At 42.0% G+C, this 22,913-nt stretch carries 16 protein-coding genes and 2 tRNA genes; 12 read left to right on the forward strand and 6 right to left on the reverse strand.

What is annotated here, in order from left to right:
- Nucleotides 1-979: 979 nt before the first annotated feature.
- The 3 genes from psbA (at nt 980) to NSTC731_RS30440 (ending at nt 6,573) form a co-directional block, all read left to right on the forward strand.
- Nucleotides 980-2,062, forward strand: coding sequence for a photosystem II q(b) protein (gene psbA, locus NSTC731_RS30430; protein WP_445628202.1), 1,083 nt, complete (start codon nt 980-982; stop codon nt 2,060-2,062).
- A 676-nt stretch (nt 2,063-2,738) separates the two neighbouring features.
- Complete coding sequence (locus tag NSTC731_RS30435; protein ID WP_445628203.1) at nt 2,739-5,066, forward strand: PAS domain S-box protein; 2,328 nt, start codon at nt 2,739-2,741, stop codon at nt 5,064-5,066.
- 7 nt (nt 5,067-5,073) lie between these two features.
- On the forward strand, nt 5,074-6,573 hold the full coding sequence (locus tag NSTC731_RS30440; protein WP_445628204.1) for an ATP-binding protein: 1,500 nt from the start codon (nt 5,074-5,076) through the stop codon (nt 6,571-6,573).
- A gap of 15 nt (nt 6,574-6,588) precedes the next feature.
- On the opposite strand, the gene trhO is transcribed toward NSTC731_RS30440, so the two are convergent.
- Entirely contained in the window at nt 6,589-7,503 is a 915-nt protein-coding gene (trhO, locus tag NSTC731_RS30445) for an oxygen-dependent tRNA uridine(34) hydroxylase TrhO (RefSeq protein ID WP_445628205.1), read from the reverse strand.
- Between the two features lie 68 nt (nt 7,504-7,571).
- Between trhO and NSTC731_RS30450 the strand changes: the two genes are divergently transcribed.
- The 3 genes from NSTC731_RS30450 to NSTC731_RS30460 all read left to right on the forward strand — a co-directional run bounded on the left by NSTC731_RS30450 (nt 7,572) and on the right by NSTC731_RS30460 (nt 9,942).
- Nucleotides 7,572-7,644 (forward strand) — tRNA-Ala (locus tag NSTC731_RS30450).
- 277 nt (nt 7,645-7,921) lie between these two features.
- Nucleotides 7,922-8,368, forward strand: coding sequence for a DUF2127 domain-containing protein (locus NSTC731_RS30455; RefSeq protein ID WP_445628206.1), 447 nt, complete (start codon nt 7,922-7,924; stop codon nt 8,366-8,368).
- Between the two features lie 167 nt (nt 8,369-8,535).
- The gene (locus NSTC731_RS30460; protein WP_445628207.1) at nt 8,536-9,942 is read left to right on the forward strand and encodes a lysophospholipid acyltransferase family protein; all 1,407 of its coding nucleotides are present in this window, start codon (nt 8,536-8,538) and stop codon (nt 9,940-9,942) included.
- Between the two features lie 286 nt (nt 9,943-10,228).
- Here NSTC731_RS30460 and NSTC731_RS30465 read toward each other — a convergent pair.
- Both NSTC731_RS30465 and NSTC731_RS30470 read right to left on the reverse strand, forming a co-directional pair.
- Nucleotides 10,229-10,300 (reverse strand) — tRNA-Val (locus tag NSTC731_RS30465).
- A gap of 324 nt (nt 10,301-10,624) precedes the next feature.
- Nucleotides 10,625-11,113: a DUF1499 domain-containing protein gene (locus NSTC731_RS30470; RefSeq protein WP_445628208.1), complete on the reverse strand. Its 489-nt coding sequence runs from the start codon at nt 11,111-11,113 to the stop codon at nt 10,625-10,627.
- 288 nt (nt 11,114-11,401) lie between these two features.
- Here NSTC731_RS30470 and NSTC731_RS30475 point away from each other — a divergent pair, with 288 nt between their 5' ends.
- The 5 genes from NSTC731_RS30475 (at nt 11,402) to opcA (ending at nt 18,125) form a co-directional block, all read left to right on the forward strand.
- Nucleotides 11,402-11,665, forward strand: a complete 264-nt coding sequence (locus NSTC731_RS30475) for a hypothetical protein (RefSeq protein ID WP_322674816.1) — start codon at nt 11,402-11,404, stop codon at nt 11,663-11,665.
- A 589-nt stretch (nt 11,666-12,254) separates the two neighbouring features.
- Nucleotides 12,255-13,304, forward strand: coding sequence for a class 1 fructose-bisphosphatase (gene fbp, locus NSTC731_RS30480; protein ID WP_194043026.1), 1,050 nt, complete (start codon nt 12,255-12,257; stop codon nt 13,302-13,304).
- 287 nt (nt 13,305-13,591) lie between these two features.
- Complete coding sequence (gene tal, locus NSTC731_RS30485) at nt 13,592-14,737, forward strand: transaldolase (RefSeq protein WP_445628209.1); 1,146 nt, start codon at nt 13,592-13,594, stop codon at nt 14,735-14,737.
- 306 nt (nt 14,738-15,043) lie between these two features.
- On the forward strand, nt 15,044-16,573 hold the full coding sequence (zwf, locus tag NSTC731_RS30490) for a glucose-6-phosphate dehydrogenase (RefSeq protein ID WP_445628210.1): 1,530 nt from the start codon (nt 15,044-15,046) through the stop codon (nt 16,571-16,573).
- A gap of 169 nt (nt 16,574-16,742) precedes the next feature.
- Nucleotides 16,743-18,125, forward strand: coding sequence for a glucose-6-phosphate dehydrogenase assembly protein OpcA (gene opcA / locus NSTC731_RS30495; protein ID WP_445628211.1), 1,383 nt, complete (start codon nt 16,743-16,745; stop codon nt 18,123-18,125).
- Nucleotides 18,126-18,714: 589 nt separating this feature from the next.
- Here the strand turns inward: opcA and NSTC731_RS30500 are convergent.
- The 3 genes from NSTC731_RS30500 to NSTC731_RS30510 form a co-directional block, all read right to left on the reverse strand.
- Nucleotides 18,715-19,272: a transposase gene (locus NSTC731_RS30500; protein ID WP_445632213.1), complete on the reverse strand. Its 558-nt coding sequence runs from the start codon at nt 19,270-19,272 to the stop codon at nt 18,715-18,717.
- Complete coding sequence (locus tag NSTC731_RS30505) at nt 19,269-19,658, reverse strand: helix-turn-helix domain-containing protein (protein WP_445628212.1); 390 nt, start codon at nt 19,656-19,658, stop codon at nt 19,269-19,271. Before NSTC731_RS30505 ends, NSTC731_RS30500 begins: the two co-directional genes overlap by 4 nt.
- A 782-nt stretch (nt 19,659-20,440) precedes the next feature.
- Nucleotides 20,441-21,076, reverse strand: coding sequence for a glutathione S-transferase family protein (locus tag NSTC731_RS30510; RefSeq protein ID WP_445628213.1), 636 nt, complete (start codon nt 21,074-21,076; stop codon nt 20,441-20,443).
- A 236-nt stretch (nt 21,077-21,312) separates the two neighbouring features.
- Between NSTC731_RS30510 and NSTC731_RS30515 the strand changes: the two genes are divergently transcribed.
- Nucleotides 21,313-22,848 (forward strand): cobyrinate a,c-diamide synthase, encoded by a 1,536-nt coding sequence (locus tag NSTC731_RS30515; RefSeq protein ID WP_445628214.1) that lies wholly within the window; start codon nt 21,313-21,315, stop codon nt 22,846-22,848.
- The last annotated feature ends 65 nt before the right edge of the window (nt 22,849-22,913 follow it).

Below are 22,913 nucleotides of genomic sequence, written 5' to 3' on the forward strand. Positions count from 1 at the left end.
CCCCTGGCTAATTAACCAGGGGTAATGCAAGTCAGTACTTTTCGCATGGAATGTATCCTACTCAAATACCATAGCAACCTTCTATTTTACAGATATGCCATTTTGCCAAACAAAAAAAGCCCTCAGTGGTAAGCTGAGGGTTAATTTTTTAGAATAGCGGTAATATACAAACTTATTATTCCCAAAGAAGTAAGCAAATAATACTTGTAGTCATTTTTCATTGGGAAACTCCAAATAAAAAAATACTCAACTACTTTTTGTGGGGTGAGCGTCTCGCCATTGGTGTCAACTTAAGCTGAAACTTCTTTAGAACCTCGTTTCCAGCCTCTGGCTGGAAATGCACTTCAATTGGGCTGCTGCCGCCAGCAAGAGAGGCAAAGCCTCCTTGACAGCACTCCCAGTCGGAGCAGAAAAACGAGACAATATCTCAAAGCTTGCTCTAGGCTGGCTCTCACGTTAAGTTGACACCAATGGCGACACGAGCGCTCTAAGCCTTGGGCGGACAAGATGTCCACCCTACAAGATTGGATAATTTATTTGTTAGAAGTCTCTTAGTGTAATAGAGGAGCCAGTCTTTACAAATCAAAGTGCTTCTGACCATCAGAATTTTTTGTTCCCTTTTCTACGAAAGGCTATGCGAACAGAGGGTTACTTCCGTTGAGCAATCGTAAACATAGAGCCATATAACCAGATATGTAATGTCATATAGCGGTTATTGATTGAATGAGAACACCAAAGTTCTTGCTGTCAAATCATTTCAGCAAAGTTTTTGTATCTCACTCAACTGCGCACCACTATATATAAAGATGACTTTGGCGTATTCTTGCCTCGTTGTTTGGTTTTAAATAAGCAAACCTGATAACTCATATCAGGTTTCCTGAAGTAATAAAACTTGATTAAATTTTGTAAAGCAGTGTAAAGTAGTTTCACAGGCAAAGACAAAGTTGCCTGATTCATAAATAACCGCAATCATAAAACCATGACAACAACCTTACAACAGCGCTCAAGCGCCAATGTATGGGATCGATTCTGCGAATGGATCACCAGCACCAATAACCGGATCTACATCGGTTGGTTCGGCGTAGTCATGATCCCCACCTTGCTAGCCGCCACCGCGTGCTTCATCATCGCCTTCATCGCCGCACCTCCAGTAGACATCGATGGAATCCGCGAACCAGTAGCAGGTTCCTTGATTTACGGAAACAACATCATCTCTGGTGCAGTAGTACCTTCCTCCAACGCCATCGGTTTGCACTTCTACCCAATTTGGGAAGCAGCATCCCTTGATGAGTGGTTGTACAACGGCGGTCCCTACCAACTAGTAATATTCCACTTTTTGATTGGCGTATTCTGCTACATGGGTCGTGAATGGGAACTATCCTACCGCTTAGGAATGCGTCCTTGGATTGCTATTGCCTACTCAGCACCTGTTGCAGCAGCAAGTGCAGTATTCTTGGTATACCCGATCGGACAAGGTTCTTTCTCTGATGGTATGCCCTTGGGTATAAGTGGAACCTTCAACTTCATGATCGTCTTCCAAGCAGAACACAACATCTTGATGCACCCCTTCCACCAGTTAGGTGTAGCAGGTGTATTCGGCGGCAGCTTGTTCTCTGCGATGCACGGTTCTCTTGTAACTTCTTCCTTGGTTCGTGAAACCACCGAAACCGAATCTCAAAACTACGGTTACAAATTCGGTCAAGAAGAAGAAACCTACAACATCGTTGCAGCCCACGGCTACTTCGGTCGGTTAATCTTCCAATACGCTTCCTTCAACAACAGCCGTTCGCTGCACTTCTTCCTCGCAGCATGGCCTGTAATCGGAATCTGGTTCACCGCCTTGGGTGTAAGCACAATGGCGTTCAACTTGAACGGTTTCAACTTCAACCAATCAGTAATTGATTCTGAAGGTCGTGTGATTTCAACTTGGGCGGATGTAATCAACCGCGCTAACCTGGGTATGGAAGTAATGCACGAGCGTAACGCTCACAACTTCCCTCTGGATTTGGCTGCTGGTGATTCCGCTCCTGTTGCTCTGACTGCTCCTGCGATCAACGGTTAATTCTGAAGTTTAGCTAAATCAAAAAGCGCTCTCCTTTTACGGAGGGCGCTTTTTGTTTTAATGTATATGAATTACAAATTGCTTTAACCCACTTTTCCTAACAATTTATAAATATATGGGAATAGACATCACTTATCAATAATAAATTGACGCATCCTTAATTAGTTCTTTTATAGATTGTAATAAATTACTCAGGATTTTTAGTATTAAATATTCCGCAAGTCCAAGTTCCTGTTTCAGGTGTTTTTCGTAGAATTCAGGCAACTTTATCATTAAATCATGCTTATTGAGAATAAATGCTATTTGTTGTTTTATCATAAATTGCCACATTCTTTAGTATGTAGGCATTTCAGGCTATTTTATCTTCCTCCTAGCTGGGCAAGTGATATTTTCTTATGTGCAAGTGATATTTTCTTAGTGTAAACTATCAGACATATTTCACACTGCAAGATTTGCATAAATATTGAACCGACATATACTTCTGTAGGAAGTCTTTTTGAGTACAGACCAATTTTTTATCCCTAAATATTAAAGAGCTTATACATCAAATTCTGAATCAGTAAAAGATTGGATCGTAAAAAAACAAATTTTGCAAAAAAAATTAATAATCATTTTAGATTAAAAACAAATAATTAAATTTTAGTACATAATAAAAACTTTTATCACAAAACCACTAATGCTATTTTCTGAAAATGAAAGCCAAAGGAGTTTTAATTTCCTTTTCTCTAAAAATCCCAATCCTATGTGGGTATATAACCAGAATAATCTGCAATTCTTAGATGTAAATGAAGCTGCTGTTGTTCACTACGGCTACTCACGAGAAGAGTTCTTGCGAATGCGAATAACTGACGTTCGCCCTTCAGAAGATGTGCCTCTCTTACTTGAATATTTACGACAAAAGCATTCGAGCTTGGACTTTACTGGACGATGGCGACATCAGCTAAAAGACGGACAGATTATTGATGTTGAAATTTTCACACAGACAATAGACTATGGCAATTATAAGGCTCGCTTAGTTCATATACGAGACATCACAGAACACAAACAAATAGAAAAAACTCTTCAACAAAGTGAAGCTAGATTTCGAGTTATTTCTGAAGCTATTCCTGTTCCATTCATTATTTCGCGTGTGTCTGATGGGTTGGTTTTATACGCTAATACAGAATTGCTTCAAACATTTCAGTTTTCTCCAGAGTATTTAGTTAATCGCAAAACAATTGTAGATTTATATCAGAATTTGACAGATTTAGAAGAGTTGTTAGCAAATCTTAATCAACAAGGGTTTATTCATAATTATGAACTGCAATTAAAAAAAGCAGATGGAACTCGTTTTTGGGCGATCGCTTCTTTACAATATTTAGTTTTTAATAATGAATCAGCCATTTTAACAGTATTTAATGATATTAATGACCGCAAAAATGCCGAAACAAAACTTCAAGAACAAAATGAGTTTTTGCGGATAATTTTTGAAAGCATACCATTAATGATTGCCCTGATCGATACCAATGGTGAACTCCAGTGGGTGAACCAAGAATGGGAAAATATTCTCGGTTGGAAATTTCAAGATTTCCAAACTCGTGATGTCTTGGAAGTGCTATTTCCTAATCCTGAATATCGACAGGATGTAATTAATTTTATTCAGTCTGCACAACGCATTTGGGGTGACTTTAAAACTCAGGTGCGCGATGGTCGTTTACTGGATACCTCTTGGACTAATGTTTATCTTTCAAATGGTCAAATTATTGGTATTGGGCAAGATATCACAGAACGTAAGCAAACTGAACTAGCTCTAAAAGCTCAAGCCGAGCGGGAGCAATTGATGCGAACTGTTGCTCAACGGATTCGTCAATCTTTAAATCTTCAAGATATTCTAAATGCAACAGTTCAAGAAGTGCGAGATTTACTTGGGGTCGATCGAGTAATAGTCTATCAGTTTGACTCAGAAATGATCGGCACAATTATGGCAGAATCAGTGGAACCTGGATGGACGGTTTCTTTGGGTGTAGAAATTCATGATACGTGTTTTCAAACAGGCTCAGGAGTAGAATATTATCAGGGACGCAAACGAGCGATCGCTAATATTTACGAAGCGGGACTAACTGATTGCCATATTCGCCTGTTAGAACAGTTTGAGGTGAAGGCAAATTTAGTTGTGCCGATTTTACTAGAAGTAAGCTCTCAAAACCCTGGCTCTCACATTTGGGGTTTACTGATTGCTCACCAATGCTCTAGTTTTCGAGAGTGGGAAGAAAATCAATTAGATTTGCTCGATCAAGTGACAGTCCAATTAGCGATCGCAATTCAACAATCCAGCATCTTAGCGCAAGCTCAAACGGAACTTGTTCAAAGACAAAAAGCGCAAATAAAGTTAAAAACAGCCTTAGCTGAAAAAGAAGTTCTTTTAAAAGAAGTTCATCATCGCGTTAAAAACAATTTGCAAATTGTCTCCAGTTTATTACAACTTCAGTCTCAAACACTCAAAGATCCAGAAATAATCAAAGTTCTTCGAGAAAGTCAAAATCGAATTGAGTCAATATCTCTAATTCACAAAAATTTATATACTTCCGCTAATATCGGACAAATTGATGTTGCTGACTATATCAATAATTTAGCAGCTAGCTTACTAATTTCCTATCAAATATCCCCTGGTAAAATTTCTCTAGAAACTGATATAGATTCAGTAAGCTTGAATGTCGATCAAGCTATTGCCTGTGGATTGGTGATTAACGAATTAATCTCCAATGCCCTCAAACACGCTTTTCCCAATCAACAAGTAGGCACAATCAGTATTGCTTTACACAATATTGACAACAGTATCGAGATGATTATCCGAGATAATGGGATTGGTTTACCAGATAATTTAGATTGGAGAAATACTGATTCTTTGGGTCTATCGTTAGTACATGACTTGGTTACAGAACAACTAGAAGGCGATATTACTCTAGAGAGCGATCGTGGAACAGTATTCAAAATAAAATTTACGCAGTTAACTTTGCATCAGTAAATATCAAATGGGTCAAGCTAAGATTTTAGTCGTTGAAGATGAAGTGATTGTGGCTAGAACTATTGCTAGTCAACTCAGTCAACTAGGATACATTGTTACGGGTACAGCTTCATCTGGAAAAGTTGCCATTGCCAAGGCATCGGAAACTCAACCAGAACTAGTATTAATGGATATTATTCTTAAAGGTGAGATGGACGGTATTGCTACCGCTATTCAGATTCGCGAACAGTTAGATGTACCTGTAATTTATTTAACCGCTTATGGGGACGATCATACTTTAGAAAGAGCCAAAATTACCCAACCTTTCGGATACATCGTTAAACCATTTACTACAAAAGATTTAAAAATCGCGATCGAGATTGGTTTGTTAAAACATCGGTTAGAACGCGAACTGCGGGAGAATCGAGATCAGTTAGCAACCCTTTTAAACTCAATGAGTGATGCTGTAATCGCTACTAATGAACAGGGAAAGATGACATTCATGAATCCCGCAGCTGAAGCACTGACCGGGTGGCAGCAAAAAGATGCTTTAGGAAATGAAGCAGCAAAAATTTTTCATATTGTCGATGAAGTGACAGAAACAACATTAGAAAACCCTGTGACAAAAGTGCTGCGCGAGCAACAGGCTGTTTATTTAGGGGAATTCACATCTCTGATTACAAAAAATGGCAAAAGAGTTCCCATTGGCGATAGTGCTTCTCCACTGAAGCGAGGAACTGGCCAGATAAATGGTGTAGTAGTTGTTTTTTGGGATCTTAGCGAACGACATCAAACAAAATTGCTAGAGCAAGCATTAGAGAAGGAGCAAGAACTTAACCGTCTCAAATCCCTATTTATCTCTACTGTATCTCATGAGTTCCGTAATCCCCTAACTGTTGTTCAAACCGCAGTAGAACTCATGGAAATGCAAGGAGCAAATTTGACAGATACAAAAAGAGGCATCTATTTAAAGCGAATTCAAGGTGCTGTCCAATCTATGGAAAAACTCATGGAAGAAGTGTTGTTTATGGGTCGAGCAGAAGCAGAAAAACTCATATTCAACCCTGCTCCCCTTAACCTAGAGCAATTTTGTCAAGAGTTAATCGAAGATTTTTTGATTGTTAAAAGCAGCGCTTGTGAAATTGTTTTTACGTGTCATAGTGAGAATACGTCCGCTGTCATGGATGAAGGACTCTTACATTACCTATTTGCAAATCTTCTCTCAAATGCGGTTAAATATTCTCCCCAAGGTGGCAAGATTAAGTTTGATTTAATATGCGACCCAGTTGAGAAAGTAGCAACTTTTTACATTCAAGATCGAGGTATGGGTATTCCCGAACCAGACCAGGCTCGACTGTTTGAATCATTCTACCGAGCCTCAAATGTTAAATCAATTCAGGGTACTGGATTGGGGTTAGTAATTGTTAAAAGATGCGTTGATGCTCATCAGGGTCAAATCAGTGTCACAAGTGAAGTTGGAATTGGTACTAAATTTACAGTAATTTTGCCATTAAATTCTGAATCATGAGTTATAAATTATTCTTCAACTCACATCCTGATTTTTGTTGCCAACTTGGGTTCGGTAGTGGCGCCATTTTTCTTGCTGACGCGCTCTTTTCTGCTCCGTGAGGCTATCAAAACAATAGGGACAAGAGATACCTTGCTCATATTTGGGAGACAGTTTATCTTCTTCTGAAATCGGGCGCCCACAACAGAGGCACAACTCATAACTTCCTTTCTCCAATTTATGACTAACGGCTACCCGCTCATCAAAAACAAAACATTCTCCTTCCCATAAACTTTCTTGTGCTGGAACTTCTTGCAAATACTTAAGAATGCCGCCTTTGAGATGATAGACTTCTGCAAAGCCTTGTGCAAGCATGAAGGATGAAGCTTTTTCACAGCGAATGCCGCCTGTACAAAAAAGAGCAACCTTTTTGTGTTTAATTGGGTCAAGATGGTGGCGCACATAATCGGGAAATTCGCGGAATGATTCAGTTTGGGGATTTTCTGCCCCTTGGAAAGTACCGATACTCACCTCATAATCATTGCGGGTGTCAATCACGGTTACTTCTGGATTGGAAATTAAATCATTCCATTCTTCAGGATTGACATAGATACCAACTTGTTCGTTTGGGTCAATTTCTGGCAACCCCAAAGTGACAATTTCTTGCTTTAACCGCACCTTCATCCGCTCAAAAGGTGGGGTTTCGGTATAGGACTCTTTGGATTCTAAGTCTGCTAGACGGGGGTCAGAACGCAGAAACCAGAGAACTGAGTCAATCGCCTGACGCGAACCAGCAATTGTACCGTTAATCCCTTCAAGTGCCAGCAAAATAGTCCCCTTGACACCTTGCGTTTGGCAGTAAGACAGCAGAGGATCTCGTTTCTCGGCAAAATCTGGCAGCTTAACAAATTTATACAATGTTGCGACAACTTGGATATTTTCTGGCTTCATCCCTTTGGTAATAGAACGATATAAGTTACAATAACAACGGTAATCAAAGTTATCTACTATTTTAGTATGGGGGTTTAGCTCAGTTGGTAGAGCGCCTGCTTTGCAAGCAGGATGTCAGCGGTTCGAGTCCGCTAACCTCCATTGAAAATTTTTGATTGAAATGCGTGATGCCTGCTGTTTTTGCTAGTCTACGCACATTCAAATCAATTAAAACCCCATTCATTTTCAAAAAATGGGATTATTTTTCCTTGTTAGGCAGGGGGTACGGGGAGAGGAAATTATAGTATTGCATTCATTGCACCGATTCAAAGCCGGACTTAGTTAGAAGAATCTCTGGATCGGGAGGTGAACTCTAACTTGACAGCACTCAGGTAATTTTGACGATCAAAAGTTGACTTATCTATACTTAGGGGGTTCTTTGGAAAAGCGTCCATTGGGGTTAGTGGCAATTGTTCTCTACAAAACATTTACCGCCTTGCTGCTTATGGTTACTTCGATCGCTTTATTATTGACATTAAAAAATTATCAAACTCTAGAGGCGCTTTCAGAAAATTATGTTTTAGAAGGTAAGTCGATCGTTATTGATTGGCTTTTAAAGAAAGTTATTAACTTAAATCCTAGAACTCTAGCATTTAGCGGCATCGGAACCGGAATATATGCTATTGTTACCACTATTGAAGCCGTTGGTTTATGGTACGAAAAGCGTTGGGCACATGTCTTAGTATTGGGACTTGTCGGTATCAGTATTCCACCAGAGATTTATGAATTGATTCGAGGAATATCTCCGATTAAAACATTAGTTTTTGTGTTAAATTTAGCTGTGTTTGGCTATTTACTCCGAAACTTTCCTAAACATCCAAACTAATTTTTGATTCGATACTTAGGGTCTATGGTTGAAAAGTTTAGGAGTGCTGAGTAACCAAAAGAGCCAAAGGTAGTGATTAAAAAGCTTGACCGTCAAAAGCTCAAGGTTTACGCAAAACCAAGACCCCCACGTTGTACAATCGCTAGAAATATAATCTGGAGAGCGACTTGCCTAGATCGATTCAGTCTACTCAACCACCACTGAAATTTATTCCCCAACGGCTGAATCCGCTGGTACTTCATATTTTTCGGTGGTTACTGCCGATCGCACTACGATTTCGCACTCGTCCTTGGCTACCAGCTGGGATTGTCAAAATTGAAGCCACAAATGTTGAAGTATTAGCTGAACTCTATCAACAATTTCAGGCTGGAAAAATTCGCTTTTTGTTGGCATTTCGCCATCCAGAGGTGGAAGATCCGCTCTGTATGCTGTATTTGCTTTCTCGGATTGTGCCACAAGTTGCTCGTCAAAAAGGTATTACATTAAAATCCCTGGTTCACAGCTATTTTCTTTATGATCGAGGTATGACAGTTTGGGCTGGAAAGTGGCTAGGTTGGCTGTTCTCTCTGCTGGGGGGTGTACCGGTTCGGCGTGGTAGGCGACTAGATCGGCAAGCTATCCAAAATGCACGGGAGTTGTTTGCTAATGGCGCGCTACCGATCGCAGTGGCACCGGAAGGCGGTACTAATGGTCATAGTGGCATTGTTAGCCCCTTAGAACCTGGTGTTGCTCAAATGGCGTTCTGGTGTGTAGAAGACTTAGAAAAAGCTAACCGTTCTGAGACTGCGATCGTTGTACCGATCGCCATCCAGTATAGTTACGTTGAGCCACCTTGGTCTAAACTCGATTGGTTGTTGAGTAAGTTGGAAGCTGATAGTGGCTTGAAAGTTTTGGAAATTGATTCGGGTAATAGCGAAGAGATTTATTATCAACGCCTCTGTCGGTTGGCTGAATATCTGATTACCGAGATGGAAGAGTTTTATCGTCGCTTCTATCATCAAGATATCCCCAAAACCATTTCAACTGATGAATTGAAGAGTGTTAATCAGGTATTAATTGCCCGACTCCATCGCCTACTAGATAAGGCATTACAAGTTGCCGAGCAATATTTTGGAGTTCAAGCGCAGGGTAATTTTATTGACCGTTGTCGCCGCTTGGAAGAAGCTGGCTGGAGTTACATTTACCGAGACGATTTGCCAGATATTAATGCTTTAGCACCTTTCAAACGCGGTTTGGCAGACTGGATTGCAGAAGAAGCCGACTTGCGAATGCGACACATGCGGATAGTGGAAAGTTTTGTTGCAGTCACAGCTACTTATATTCAGGAACAACCTACAGCGGATCGGTTTGCAGAAACAGCTTTGCTTGTATTCGATATGCTTTCTCGAATTCAGGATACAACACTTCCGGGGCGACCTCGGTTAGGTTTGCGACAGACACAAATCACTGTGGGGGAGCCAATTTCAGTTACAGAACGCTTCAAAAATTGTCAAGGCGATCGCCAAGCGTCTAAACAAGCTGTGAGCGATTTGACAAAAGATTTGCAAATCGCTTTAGAAAAGATGATTAAATAATAGAAATTCTCAGATTGTTTCGCTCGAATTTTGTCCAAGATTGCACTTTCATCAAAGATTTTTTTTTGAATTTCGTCCCATCCTCCTAAATTTTGAGCTTTGAAGATCCTTTGAATTTTAGGAAATTTGCCTTCCATTTCTTTTGTAACAGTCAAGTCAATAGGACAAAATCCTAATTTGGTAAACTCTCGTTGCGACTCTGGGGTGTAAAGATAATTCTGCTTTCGGGCGACACTAATTTGCGAATGTACATTTGACAAATAATTTGTCGTTCTACAGTATTAAGTGGGCGATACTGGATTTGAACCAGTGACCCCATCCGTGTGAAGGATGTGCGCTACCACTGTGCTAATCGCCCAAGACCTTTTATATTACCATAACTTATTAAAGAGCGACGTAAATTGAAATGCTACGCCTTTGCAATTGACGTTATTCTTCATCGTTCCCGTATGTCACGCAAGGACTGTCAATGATGAGTGCTGGCTCAAATGAATCGCAGAAAATGACGGTAGAACAATTAACCCCAAATTCGTCAGGATGAATGCACGTTATCGCTTCTTCCACTAAGGTATGGAAAGCACAATCATTGCAGATAGTCTGACATTTATCCATTAAGTATAAATTTTGTAATGGTATTGCGATCGCACTTCTATCAGTTAAATGAGAACAAGTAGGGACAAAATCAAATATTTAAATCGCGTAGAGCCAGACGAATTTGTTCGGCTCGTCTGCGGTTGACACCGAGATCGGACTCTCCCACGCGAGAAGCCGATCGCAGATGAATTACTGACTCATTAAGAGGTAAATAAAACTCTACATCATCAACAAATTTGAAGATACGGCTTTTAGAAAGAGCGTGGATGTAATTATCTGTTTGTTCTACAATTTCTGTACGCGGAACAACACTGATAACTTTTAGTAAGATTTCTCTAGCTGCATTACGGTCTACATGGTAAGGAATCGGGTCGATGGCGTGTTTTTCATCTGCGTTTTGACTGACAACACAGTTGTTTGAAGCCGGACAAGAACTAAGATGACCATTATCAACTCCCAAACTAGAAGCAGCCCAAGTAGCCCCAGGAAGTATTAAACTACTAATCAAAGTTAAAAGTATTGCAAAAGCGACATTCCGTAAGAATCGCTGCCGGAATGCTGTTAGCAAACGGGACATAATAAATTTACTCCTTTTGTGCGGTTATTTTGAGTGGCTACTGCGAATTGCTGGTTCGCTCTACAGATTATCATCTATCCAGGCACACTCTGAGTTTGGGCAATCACAATTGCCAATAAGGGAATCAAGCCAAAAAAGTGACCAATAATTCAGATTTCCATTGACTACGAACCCAAAATCATTAGCAGGGGTTGCGATTGCATTCCCTGGTGATTCCAGCTTTGACTCGCTTGAATTAGCTGGTATCGGCTTTGTTGTGGCCAATGTTAGAAAGTTTGATGGTTGTAGATGAATATAGGAATAATCCAGCCTTACAGTAACGGGTTTTTAGAAGTTGTACCAGAGAGCGATTATTGGCAGATTGCAGCTATACACATCAATGGCCAAGCCTACTGTCCTACTCCTCAGCTTTATCGTTCAGAAAAAGTGGCATTAGCAAAAGCAACACAAATTTATGATTGGATAGCTGACCACGAACACCAAATCAGTGATGAGGCTTACTACTGCTCTGAATTGAAACTCATCCTATGGCAGCAACCAAAAGTATCTTAGTACAGCATTTCATTAATTCGTACCGAATTAAATTGACAATACATGACAATGTTAATGCATGGGCTTGTATTGTTAATGCGGTGGCCGCCTTGTTAATGCATAGGCTTGTATTGTTAATGCGGTGGCCGCCTTGTTAATGCATAGGCTTGTATTGTTAATGCGGTGGCCGCCTTGTTAATGCATGGGCTTGTATTGTTAATGCGGTGGCCGCCTTGTTAATGCATGGGTTTGCATTAAAAACGCTACGCTTTTAAGCAAAGCTGTACTTAGTTAACCAGGCAGATTGCTTGCCTTGGGCAAATCTGATACTAGTTTCGTATTAATGTTTCAGAGTAAAGCTATAGTCCCTGCCGCAAATGTGGGGATTTTACAAAGAAAGGCAGAAGGCAGTCCCGCCCGCTTGAGAAATTCATGTTAAGTCGAAGTAGCTAGGATCTTGGTGCAGGGGTCACTGAAGATTCATTTCTTTAGTTTATCTAAAGTCGCATCTAAGTTATCAAATTACCTTTCTAAGATAGAAGCAGCAACTATAAGTTGCTACAGATGACTAAAACCCAATTAACAGCTAGTTGCTGCGGAGAACATAAAAATGACTAAAGCGCCGGAATCTTTAGACTTATCTGCCTACGATGCTACAGACAGAGCTTTAGATCGTGACTGTACAACTTTATCGCGTCACGTCCTCCAACAACTTCAGAGTTTTTCGCCAGATGCACAGGATTTAAGTGCGCTGATGAATCGCATCGCCCTGGCTGGAAAACTGGTGGCTCGTCGCATGAGTCGCGCTGGTTTAATGGAAGGCGTTCTTGGATTTACTGGAGAAGTTAATGTCCAAGGCGAATCCGTCAAAAAGATGGATGTTTATGCCAATGATGTATTTATCTCAGTGTTTAAGCAAAGTGGCTTAGTCTGTCGCCTCGCGTCTGAGGAAATGGAAAATCCTTACTACATCCCGGAAAATTGTCCCATTGGGCGCTATACCCTGCTGTATGACCCAATTGATGGCTCATCCAACACTGATAATAATCTCAGCTTAGGTTCCATTTTCGCCATTCGCCAACAAGAAGGAACTGATAGCGATGGTAAGGCAACTGACCTACTCGCCAACGGACGTAAGCAACTCGCTGCCGGATACATCCTATATGGACCCTGCACGATGCTGGTTTATACTATAGGTAAGGGCGTTCATTCCTTTGTTCTCGATCCCAGCTTAGGAGAGTTTATTCTCACAGAAGAAAATATTCGCATTCCTAACCACGGGTCTGTTTACAGCGTGAATGAAGGTAACTTCTGGCAGTGGGAAGAATCAATTCGAGAATACATTCGCTACGTTCATCGCACAGAAGGCTACAGCGCTCGTTATAGCGGCGCAATGGTGAGCGACATCCATAGAATTTTGGTTCAAGGCGGCGTGTTTCTCTACCCAGGCACAATTCAAAATCCAGAAGGAAAATTACGCTTGCTTTATGAAACGGCTCCTCTCGCCTTTTTGATTGAGCAAGCAGGCGGCCGTGCTACTACAGGACTAGTAAATATTTTGGATGTGGTGCCAAAAAAACTGCATCAGCGCACGCCTTTAATCATTGGTAGCAAAGAGGATGTAGCCAAGGTAGAGTCTTTTATTCAAAACGGACACTAGAAGACAATTCGTAATTCGTAATTACTGTTACGTAAGGATTTTAGACGTTTGATAAGAGTGACTTATTTTCTTTGTGCTGTACTCTTTGGCATTAATTAAAAGTTAATCATGGTGATTTAGGATTAGGAATGCAGAATAGCACTTCTTGAAGATGTATTAAAGATTATCTCAGCTGGCCGATGCAATAAGTGATTGGCAACGCCACAATTCAAAAGTAAGCATCAAATTTTGATCGGTTTTGTCAACTTACTTAGAAACATCACTATACAGGAGTGAAAATTAGAGCTATGTCTACCAATCATCTACTAGAAATTAACCAATACGGTCAAAGTATCTGGATGGATAATTTGACCCGTGACATTATTCAATCAGGGGAACTGAAAGAACTAGTTGAAAATCAAGGAATCTCTGGGATTACCTCTAATCCAGCGATCTTTGAAAAAGCGATCGCTGGTAACGTTATTTATGATGCCGATATCGAAGCCGGAGTTCGGGCTAACTTACCCATAGACAAAATTTACGAATCCCTAGTTTTTGCAGATATCCGTAATGCCTGTGATATTTTACGCCCTGTTTATGAAGCCTCGAATAGATTAGATGGTTATGTGAGTATTGAAGTACCGCCAACCATTGCCCATGATACTGAAGCAACCATAACCGAAGCCCGCCGCTATTTCCAAGAAATTGGGCGGGAAAATCTGATGATTAAAATTCCTGGTACAGAACATGGGTTGCCAGCAGTAGAACAGGTAATATCCGAAGGGATGAATGTTAATATTACGCTGCTGTTTTCTGTAGAAAGCTATGTAAACACAGCAATGGCTTATATTCGGGGCTTAGAAAAACGAGTGGCTGAAGGGAAGGACATCAGTAAAATTGCTTCAGTCGCGAGTTTCTTCCTCAGCCGGATCGATAGCAACATTGACGGCAAAATTGATGCTAAGTTGAAAAAAGGCGTTGATGATATTGCTGTGGAAGCAAAGCTAAGAGCTGTTAAAGGGAAAATAGCGATCGCTAACGCTAAGATTGCGTATCAAGAATACAAGAAAATCATTAGAAGTGAGCGTTGGCAAGATTTGGCAGCAAAAGGAGCTACACAACAACGGCTACTTTGGGCTAGCACCAGCACCAAAGACCCCAACTACAGAGACGTGATGTATATCGAAGAGTTGATTGGCCATGATACCGTCAACACCGTACCACCAGCGACCATTAAAGCTTGTGCCGATCATTGTAACGTAGGCGATCGCTTAGAAACAGATTTAGATAATGCTTACACGCTGATCGAAAACCTCAAAGATCCCGACATCAACATCGATCTCGATAACGTCATGGATGAACTGTTAGTCGATGGTATTGACAAGTTTATCAAGCCCTTCCAGTCCTTGATGAACTCTTTAGAAGACAAGATCAAGGTATTGTCACCAGTGTAGGGAACAGAAGAGGGGAAAAGGTTAAAGGGTAAAGGGTAAAGGTATAGTTCTTCCCCTTTCCCCCTGCCCCTTATCCTCAGAGGGGGCCCCACCTTCCCCTTTCTTTCAAGGGCAGGCTTTTAGGCTTTCGATAAATAGTTGAGAATGTTCTCAATTATTGAACGTAGTTTTAAGTTCTCAGACAATGGTTTTGGTTTTAAAATCCCAAAAATTTGTCTAATCAAAAAAACCTGCCCCAGAAAGCCTTCCCCTTTCCCCCTTTCCCTTTCGCCAATCCTAGTACCCAATCTAAAATCCAAAACTTCTATGGTTAGTCTGCTAGAAAATCCCTTGCGCGTTGGTCTGCAACAACAAGGGATGCCCGAACCCCAAATTATAGTTATCTTTGGCGCTTCCGGTGACCTCACTTGGCGCAAACTAGTACCAGCACTTTTCAAATTGCGGCGAGAACGGCGTATTCCCCCAGAAACGACCATTGTTGGTGTGGCACGTCGAGAATGGAGCCATGAGTACTTCCGCGAACAAATGCAAAAGGGGATGGAAGAAGCACATCCTGATGTTGATTTAGGGGAACTCTGGCAAGATTTCTCTCAAGGTCTGTTCTATAGCCCTGGGGATATAGACAACCCCGAAGGCTACCAGAAACTGAAAAACTTATTGACTGAATTAGACGAAAAACGGGGCACGCGAGGTAATCGCATGTTCTACCTCTCGGTTGCCCCTTCATTCTTCCCTGAAGCGATTAAGCAGCTAGGAAGCGCCGGAATGCTAGAAGATGCCTACAAACATCGTCTAGTAATTGAAAAACCCTTTGGTCGAGACTTGGCTTCTGCCCAGAGTCTTAACCAAGTGGTACAGAAATTTTGTAAAGAAAACCAAGTATACCGCATTGACCATTACTTGGGTAAAGAAACAGTCCAGAATTTGCTGGTGTTTCGCTTTGCCAATGCGATTTTTGAGCCGTTGTGGAATCGTCAATTTGTTGACCACGTGCAAATTACCGTGGCAGAAACCGTGGGAGTAGAAGACCGGGCTGGTTATTATGAAAGCGCCGGCGCACTACGGGATATGTTGCAAAATCACCTCATGCAACTTTACTGCCTAACAGCGATGGAAGCGCCTAACGCAATGGATGCCGACAGCATCCGCACAGAAAAAGTGAAGGTACTCCAAGCTACTCGTTTAGCTGATGTTCACAATCTGTCGCGGTCAGCAGTACGCGGTCAGTATAGTGCTGGCTGGATGAAGGGCCAAGAAGTGCCAGGGTATCGGACAGAACCAGGCGTTAATCCCAACTCCACCACACCAACCTACGTCGCTATGAAGTTTTTGGTAGATAACTGGCGCTGGAAAGGTGTTCCTTTCTACTTGCGTACCGGAAAGCGGATGCCGAAAAAAGTCAGTGAGATTTCAATTCACTTCCGCGAAGTTCCGTCTCGGATGTTCCAATCAGCTGCCCAACAGACAAACGCCAATATTTTGACGATGCGGATTCAGCCGAATGAAGGTATTTCCCTGCGTTTTGATGTGAAAATGCCAGGGGCAGAATTCCGTACCCGTTCAGTTGACATGGACTTTAGTTATGGTTCCTTTGGCATCCAAGCTACATCTGATGCCTACGATCGCTTATTCCTTGATTGTATGATGGGCGATCAAACATTGTTCACCCGCGCGGATGAAGTAGAAGCCGCTTGGCAGGTCGTAACGCCAGCCCTTTCCGTTTGGGATGCACCCGCCGACGCCAATACTATTCCCCAGTATGAAGCTGGAACCTGGGAACCAACAGAAGCAGAATTCTTAATTAACCAGGATGGCCGCCGCTGGCGCAGACTGTAAAAACTTAGGAGTGATGAATTAATAGTTAGGAGTAATAAATTATGAGTTTTTGAGTTAATAATTTCAGTTATTCTAACTCCTAACTCCTAACTCCCAACTTTTAACTCCTAACTTCTAACTTTTAACTCCTAACTGATTCACCAAACAAAGCTGACAACTCAAAACTACTATGGCTCCCCAAGCTTCTACAATTTATTCACTTCAGGCGCCAAAAGATATTTCGCTTAACGAAATAGAAGCGGAACTTCATCAAATTTGGCAAAGTTATGGCATTACTGGCGAGGACGGTGGGCTTCCTGCTGCCACCCGCGCCACAACATTTACTTTAGTGGTTTACGAACCCGAAGAAACCCAATATCTTTTGGCTACTTTGGGATTTTACAACGGCCCGCTTGACGGGATTTTAGGGCCTCAGATGGTAGCTGCCTTGCGGCAAGTACAGACAAAATATGCCTTGCCCGATACGGGAACAGCAACACCTGAAACCCTGGCTATCTTGAGAGAAGAATTCATCAAACGTCAAGGAAACGGTGCTACGGGAGACAATGGTTCTATTGAACTTCCCAGCTTAAGTTTAAATGCCCCAAGCCCCAGAATTGCTGATGAAATCGCCCTCCGCAACCCCTGCCGCATCATCGCGCTATTTCCCATTACTGGCGAAGATGAAGGGGTTAAGGCTCAGGTTTCTGCCTATTGCCCAATCCAAAAGCAATCGTCAAGCACACTAATTTGCTGCGAATACATCACTCTCAGTGGAACTGCTGCTGCCTTAGAACGCATCGGTGGTATGCTTCCAGCATTGTTGATTGGCGGCTTACCAAAGTTTCTCTGGTGGAAAGCAACACCAGACCCCAATAATGCCCTATTCAAGCGGTTGGCAGCCGTTTGCAATAATGTGATTGTGGATTCTTGCCGCTTTAACGAGCCAGAAAGTGACTTACTCCGCCTCCAAGAATTGGTGGAAAGTGGGGTTCCTTTGGCTGACCTCAACTGGCGTCGCCTATCAGCATGGCAGGAATTGACAGCTGAAGCTTACGACTCACCTCATCGTCGGGCCGCCCTTGGGGAAGTTGACCGAGTAACTATTGATTACGAAAAAGGCAACCCCGCACAAGCACTGCTGTTTTTGGGTTGGTTGGCAAGTCGTCTAGGATGGCAGCCAGTTTCCTATAAAAAGGAAACCGGAGATTATGACATCACTCGGATTAACTTTATTGCCCAAGACCAACGCCAAGTAGAAACCGAATTAGCGGGTGTTCCCCTTGCTGATGTGGGTGAAATTGCTGGCGACTTGATTGCTTTGCGCCTCAGTTCGACCAATCCAAAGGCAGACTGTGGTACAGTAATTTGCTCGGAAACTGGTGGTTGTATGCGGATGGAAACCCACGGCGGCGCTCAATCTGCTGGTCTGTTTCAACAGGTGACTTCACTTTCTGAACAAAAGGCGGAAGCATTGCTGAGTCAGCAGGTACAACGCTGGGGTCGCGAGTCACTTTTTGAAGAAAGTCTGGGAGTGAGTGCGAATATTTTCAAATTGGAAACAAATAGTTAGTTGCGCCTGGAAACAATAAAAGTTACCAAAATTGCGAAAATCAAACACAAACTCTTCAGATTTTTGGATATTTCAATAATCTGGAGGGTTTTTCTATTTTCCTTGGTGTTAAATCAACGTGAGTTCGATGAACCTCTCCCCAACCCCTCTTGGAGGCGGAGAGGGGCAGAAATATTCTTAGTTGACAACGAAAAAATTAGGGTTTCAAAGCCTCTCGAAGAGTGGGGGAGAGGAATGGAAATGGGGTTTTTAGAGCCGTCGAACTCACGTTAAATCAATACTGTTCGGTTAAGGCAAGAGACGCGATGAATCGCCGTCTCTACAATAATTAATCTTTTGTCTTGACGGCGTATCGCGTCTTTGGCGAGCCATAATTTTTATCACAAAATCTTAACCGAACCAGTATTGTCCCAACTTTCTCCCAAGCTTGGGCTACGCTGTACACATAAGTCTTTTAGAGTTGCTGTGTAATACCAATTCAATTAATGGTTGCAACACATCCTTGGTTGAAGACGCGATTTATCGCGTCTCTACAAATGATCTATTTGTCGCATTCTTTTTTCAAATTGGTATACAGCAAATTTGAGGTTCATGAGGTACAGTAGCAGCAATTAGTAAACCAATTTTTTAGATGCTTTGGATCAACTAGTTTCAGCGCAATTTTAATTAAACCATCAACGACAGATGCACTCTTGGGAGAAAATTGTTTCAGAAAAGCTTTTAATTGTGACCACCAATGTTCAATTGGATTGAATTCAGGAGAATAAGGAGATAGATAAAGAACACTTGCTCCCACTCCTTCAATCAAAAGCTTAATCTCTTCGACTTTATGAGCAGGTAGATTATCCATTACAACGACTGCACCAACCCATAATTGCGGAAGTAAAAAATGTTCTACAAAAACTTTATATGCATCTCCATCCATTGAGCCGTTTAAAGTCATCACGGCTAAAACCTTCTTTAAGCTAATTCCTCCGATTACACTTATTTTTGCTCCCCGGTAATATGGTTTAAAATTATACGTTCTAGTACCGCGCTCGCTTCTTTGATGAGTTCTAGTTAAGCCAAGTAAAACACCCATTTCATCTATAAATACAAGGTCTTCTGGGTCTACTTGCTTTACTTTCTCCCAATACTCTATTCTCAGTTTTTGGACTCTTTCTGTTTTTCCTTGGCTGCACTTTCACTTTTTTTTCGCGTTAATTTTTGTTTTTGTAATGCACAACACATCACACTTGCACACACCCAAACGTTGTATTTTTCTCCAAAATATTCGCAATATTCCAATAAAGTTGCGTCTGGGTAAATTTGAACCATTTCGGCTAATTCGCTCACGAAATCATCTAACCTACCCTTCATGGCTCCACCTTGCTTTTTAGGTTCTAGATGTCCTTGCACTCTATGAAGTTGGATTAGCTTTTGCACATAGCTTTTTGCTACACCAAATTGCACAGCAACCTTTCTTATTGAAGTACCACCCTTTTCGTAAGTATTTACTATTTTTTCTCGTAAATCGATTGAGTATGCTTTCATTTTAAGTCTTGATACACCAATATTATGTGTACCTCATTTACCTCGAAAGTGCTGTAACTTCTGACTTTTCACGGTATCTGGAAAACCTCTCTTCTATTTCTCTCTTCCTTTTAGGAGAGACACTTTGAATTTTCCCCCTTCCCTGCGAGGGAAGGGGGTTAGGGGGTCTTTCAAGGGCAGGCTTTTAGGCTTTCGATAAATAGTTGAGAATGTTCTCAATTATTGAACGTAGTTTTAAGTTCTCAGACAATGGTTTTGGTTTTAAAATCCCAAAAATTTGTCTAATCAAAAAAACCTGCCCCAGAAAGGGTTAGGGGGTTAGATCAATCGTTAGCTTTTCCACATAAAGTGAAAAGTCAGGGGTAATACCATTTCACTAAATTTTTGATACAAATCACGTTTCTTGCCTCCCCTACTCCTTCTGCTTCCCCTGCTTGCCATCTTTATCAAATTTATGGTGAAACGGTATAACTTAGGATGGGCTAATCTTTGCAGGTCGATGCATTAACATAGCAAGTCGATGCATTGGCATAACAAGTCGATGTATTAACATAGCAGGTCGATGTATTGGCATAGCAGGTCGATGTATTGGCATAACAGGTCGATGTATTAACATAACAAGTCGATGTATTAACATAGCAGGTCGATGCATTGGCATAACAAGCCGATGCATTAGCATTGCAGGTCAAGATGTAGGACAGCTTTAGAAGACTTTTGTGTACACCGTAGCCTTGCTTGGGAGAGGGATTTAGGGTGAAAGCTCATTGATTCATCCAAGAAGTCTATTGAAAGGATAACTCGTATTTACCTCCACGCTCTAGGGCGCGTTTGTAAGCAGGTCGTTCATGAATGCGCTCGACAAATTCTTTCAGCTTTGGCCGGTTCTCGACCTCTTCGGGGAGTGCAGCGATTACTTCTAGGGGAAAGCTCATTTGGATATCGGCGGCGGTAAATTCATTGCCTACAAACCACGTATTTTTACGGAGTTCGTCTTCTATGTAGTCAAAGTGAAGTTTGATCTGGGGCGCGACGAATCCGCTAACCGCGCTGCTGTCGCCTGCCCCGAAATTGTTCAATATCAGCCGCATCACCAACAGTGGCATTGCAGAACCTTCGGCGTAATGCAGCCAATACTTGTAGCGCAGATACTCTGGCGTACCGGATGCTGGCACTAACTGACCATTACCGTAGCGCTCGACTAGGTATTCGATAATTGCACCCGATTCAGCAAGCGTCAAGTCTGCATCTGTGATTACTGGTGATTTGCCGAGGGGATGAACTTGGCGTAGCGATTCCGGTGCCATCATCGTTTTGGCATCGCGTTCATAGAATTTGATGTCGTATTCGATACCTAATTCTTCAAGCAGCCACAGCACACGCTGCGATCGCGAGTTGTTAAGATGATGCACTGTAATCATAAAACTTTCCTCTTTTGGTAGCTGATTATTATCCGATCTCGGCTAATCTCCAACTGTATTATTAAACAGACGTTTTCAACCCAACTCCCCTAATTGGGTAGTTTTCTGGTTTCTAATTGGTATAAGTTTGAGTTAGTTGGTTGGAGAAACTGGTGCATCTGCTTTTGCAAAAAGCGACGATAGACACACAGCCAATAGCCAAAATAGTTGCTGCATATTATTAATTTGTTTCATTTATGGCTTTAGTCATTGCTGGGGAACGTAGTGGGGTGGGTAAGACAACAGTCACGCTCACCCTTTTAGCATCTTTACGCCGTCGCGATCGCTTGGTACAATCTTTTAAGGTGGGGCCAGACTACATCGACCCGATGTTTCATCAACACGTAACTGGTCGTGCTTGTCGCAATTTAGACCCCGTATTGACTTCTGAAGCCTACGTTCAGCAATGTTTTGCCCGTCATAGTCAACTGAGTGAATATGCCCTAGTAGAAGGGGTGATGGGGTTGTTTGATGGAATTGGGCATCGGGACAAGGGAAACAAGGGAAACAAGGGGACAAGGGGACAAGGGGACAAGGGGACAAGGGGACAAGGGGACAAGGGGACAAGGGGACAAGGGGACAAGGGGACAAAGGGACAAGGGGACAAGGAGAATAATCATGCCCAATGCTCAATGCCCCATGCCCAATCCCCCACTGATTTTGCGAGTACCGCACACATCGCACGGCTGTTAGATTTACCTGTGGTGTTGGTCATTGATTGCAGTCGTCTATCTGGTTCTGTGGCTGCGATCGCGCACGGCTATCGATCTTTTGATTCCCGAATTAAAATAGCTGGGGTAGTATTAAATCGCGTCGGGAGCGATCGCCATCTCTGTTTGCTCAAAGATTCCCTAGAACCCTTACAATTACCCATTCTCGGCGTAATGCGCCGTCAAGATAACATCACAATTCCCGATCGCCATTTGGGTTTAGTACCCACAGCCGAACTTCCCGAACTCAATGCTTTAATCGATCGCCTCGCCGATTTAGGAGATACTTGCTTTGACTGGCAACGCTTATTACCTTTGTTAAAATCAGAACCCCTTTCTGGTTTTGCTTCATCTTGCTTATCTGCCTCATTCCCAGTTAGGATTGCAGTAGCCCGCGATCGCGCTTTTAATTTTTACTACCAAGACAATCTCGATTTGCTGCAACAACTTGGTGCAGAATTGGTTTTCTGGAGTCCGTTAGAAGATGCTGGTATACCAAAAGATATTCAGGGAATGTATTTTGGCGGTGGTTTCCCGGAAGTTTTTGCCCAGCAATTAGCAAAAAATTCTAGCGTTCGTGATGCAGTGAAAACGGCAATACTTAAAGGAATGCCTACAATCGCCGAATGCGGCGGATTAATGTATTTGTGCGAGCAAATTATCGATTTTGAAGGTAAACCTTGGTCAATGGCGGGAGTGCTACCAACATCTGCTGTGATGGGTGGACGTTTAACTTTGGGTTATCGTCGTGCAGTCGCTTTGCAAGATAATTTGTTAGTTAAGGCAAATACAACTGTTTACGGACATGAGTTTCATCGTTCCCATTTAACCTTAACTCCCACTCAACCCCTATTTGAAACCTCTCGCTACGATTGTGACGAAAATATGGGATGCGAAGGATGGGGTTTACCTGCAAATATTCATGCTTCTTATGTTCATCAGCATTGGGGAGAAAGTAGAGAAATTCCCCAGCAGTTTCTTAAAGAATGTCTAAAAGTAGCATCTTCAAAAACGTGGATTTAAGCCAATACAGTTGAGATAACCCAAAGCCTTCATGTAGAGACGCGATTTATCGCGTCTTACACAAA

The sequence above is a fragment of the Nostoc sp. DSM 114167 genome (genome assembly GCF_052692655.1).

Coding starts and splice junctions, on each gene's coding strand:
- NSTC731_RS30515 (WP_445628214.1), top strand. CDS start 21,313: ATGGCTTTAGTCATTGCTGGGGAACGTAGTGGGGTGGGTAAGACAACA.
- trhO (WP_445628205.1), bottom strand. CDS start 7,503: ATGAAGCCAGAAAATATCCAAGTTGTCGCAACATTGTATAAATTTGTT.
- NSTC731_RS30470 (WP_445628208.1), bottom strand. CDS start 11,113: ATGTCCCGTTTGCTAACAGCATTCCGGCAGCGATTCTTACGGAATGTC.
- fbp (WP_194043026.1), top strand. CDS start 12,255: ATGACTAAAGCGCCGGAATCTTTAGACTTATCTGCCTACGATGCTACA.
- psbA (WP_445628202.1), top strand. CDS start 980: ATGACAACAACCTTACAACAGCGCTCAAGCGCCAATGTATGGGATCGA.
- tal (WP_445628209.1), top strand. CDS start 13,592: ATGTCTACCAATCATCTACTAGAAATTAACCAATACGGTCAAAGTATC.
- opcA (WP_445628211.1), top strand. CDS start 16,743: ATGGCTCCCCAAGCTTCTACAATTTATTCACTTCAGGCGCCAAAAGAT.
- NSTC731_RS30510 (WP_445628213.1), bottom strand. CDS start 21,076: ATGATTACAGTGCATCATCTTAACAACTCGCGATCGCAGCGTGTGCTG.
- zwf (WP_445628210.1), top strand. CDS start 15,044: ATGGTTAGTCTGCTAGAAAATCCCTTGCGCGTTGGTCTGCAACAACAA.
- NSTC731_RS30475 (WP_322674816.1), top strand. CDS start 11,402: ATGAATATAGGAATAATCCAGCCTTACAGTAACGGGTTTTTAGAAGTT.
- NSTC731_RS30435 (WP_445628203.1), top strand. CDS start 2,739: ATGCTATTTTCTGAAAATGAAAGCCAAAGGAGTTTTAATTTCCTTTTC.
- NSTC731_RS30440 (WP_445628204.1), top strand. CDS start 5,074: ATGGGTCAAGCTAAGATTTTAGTCGTTGAAGATGAAGTGATTGTGGCT.
- NSTC731_RS30505 (WP_445628212.1), bottom strand. CDS start 19,658: ATGAAAGCATACTCAATCGATTTACGAGAAAAAATAGTAAATACTTAC.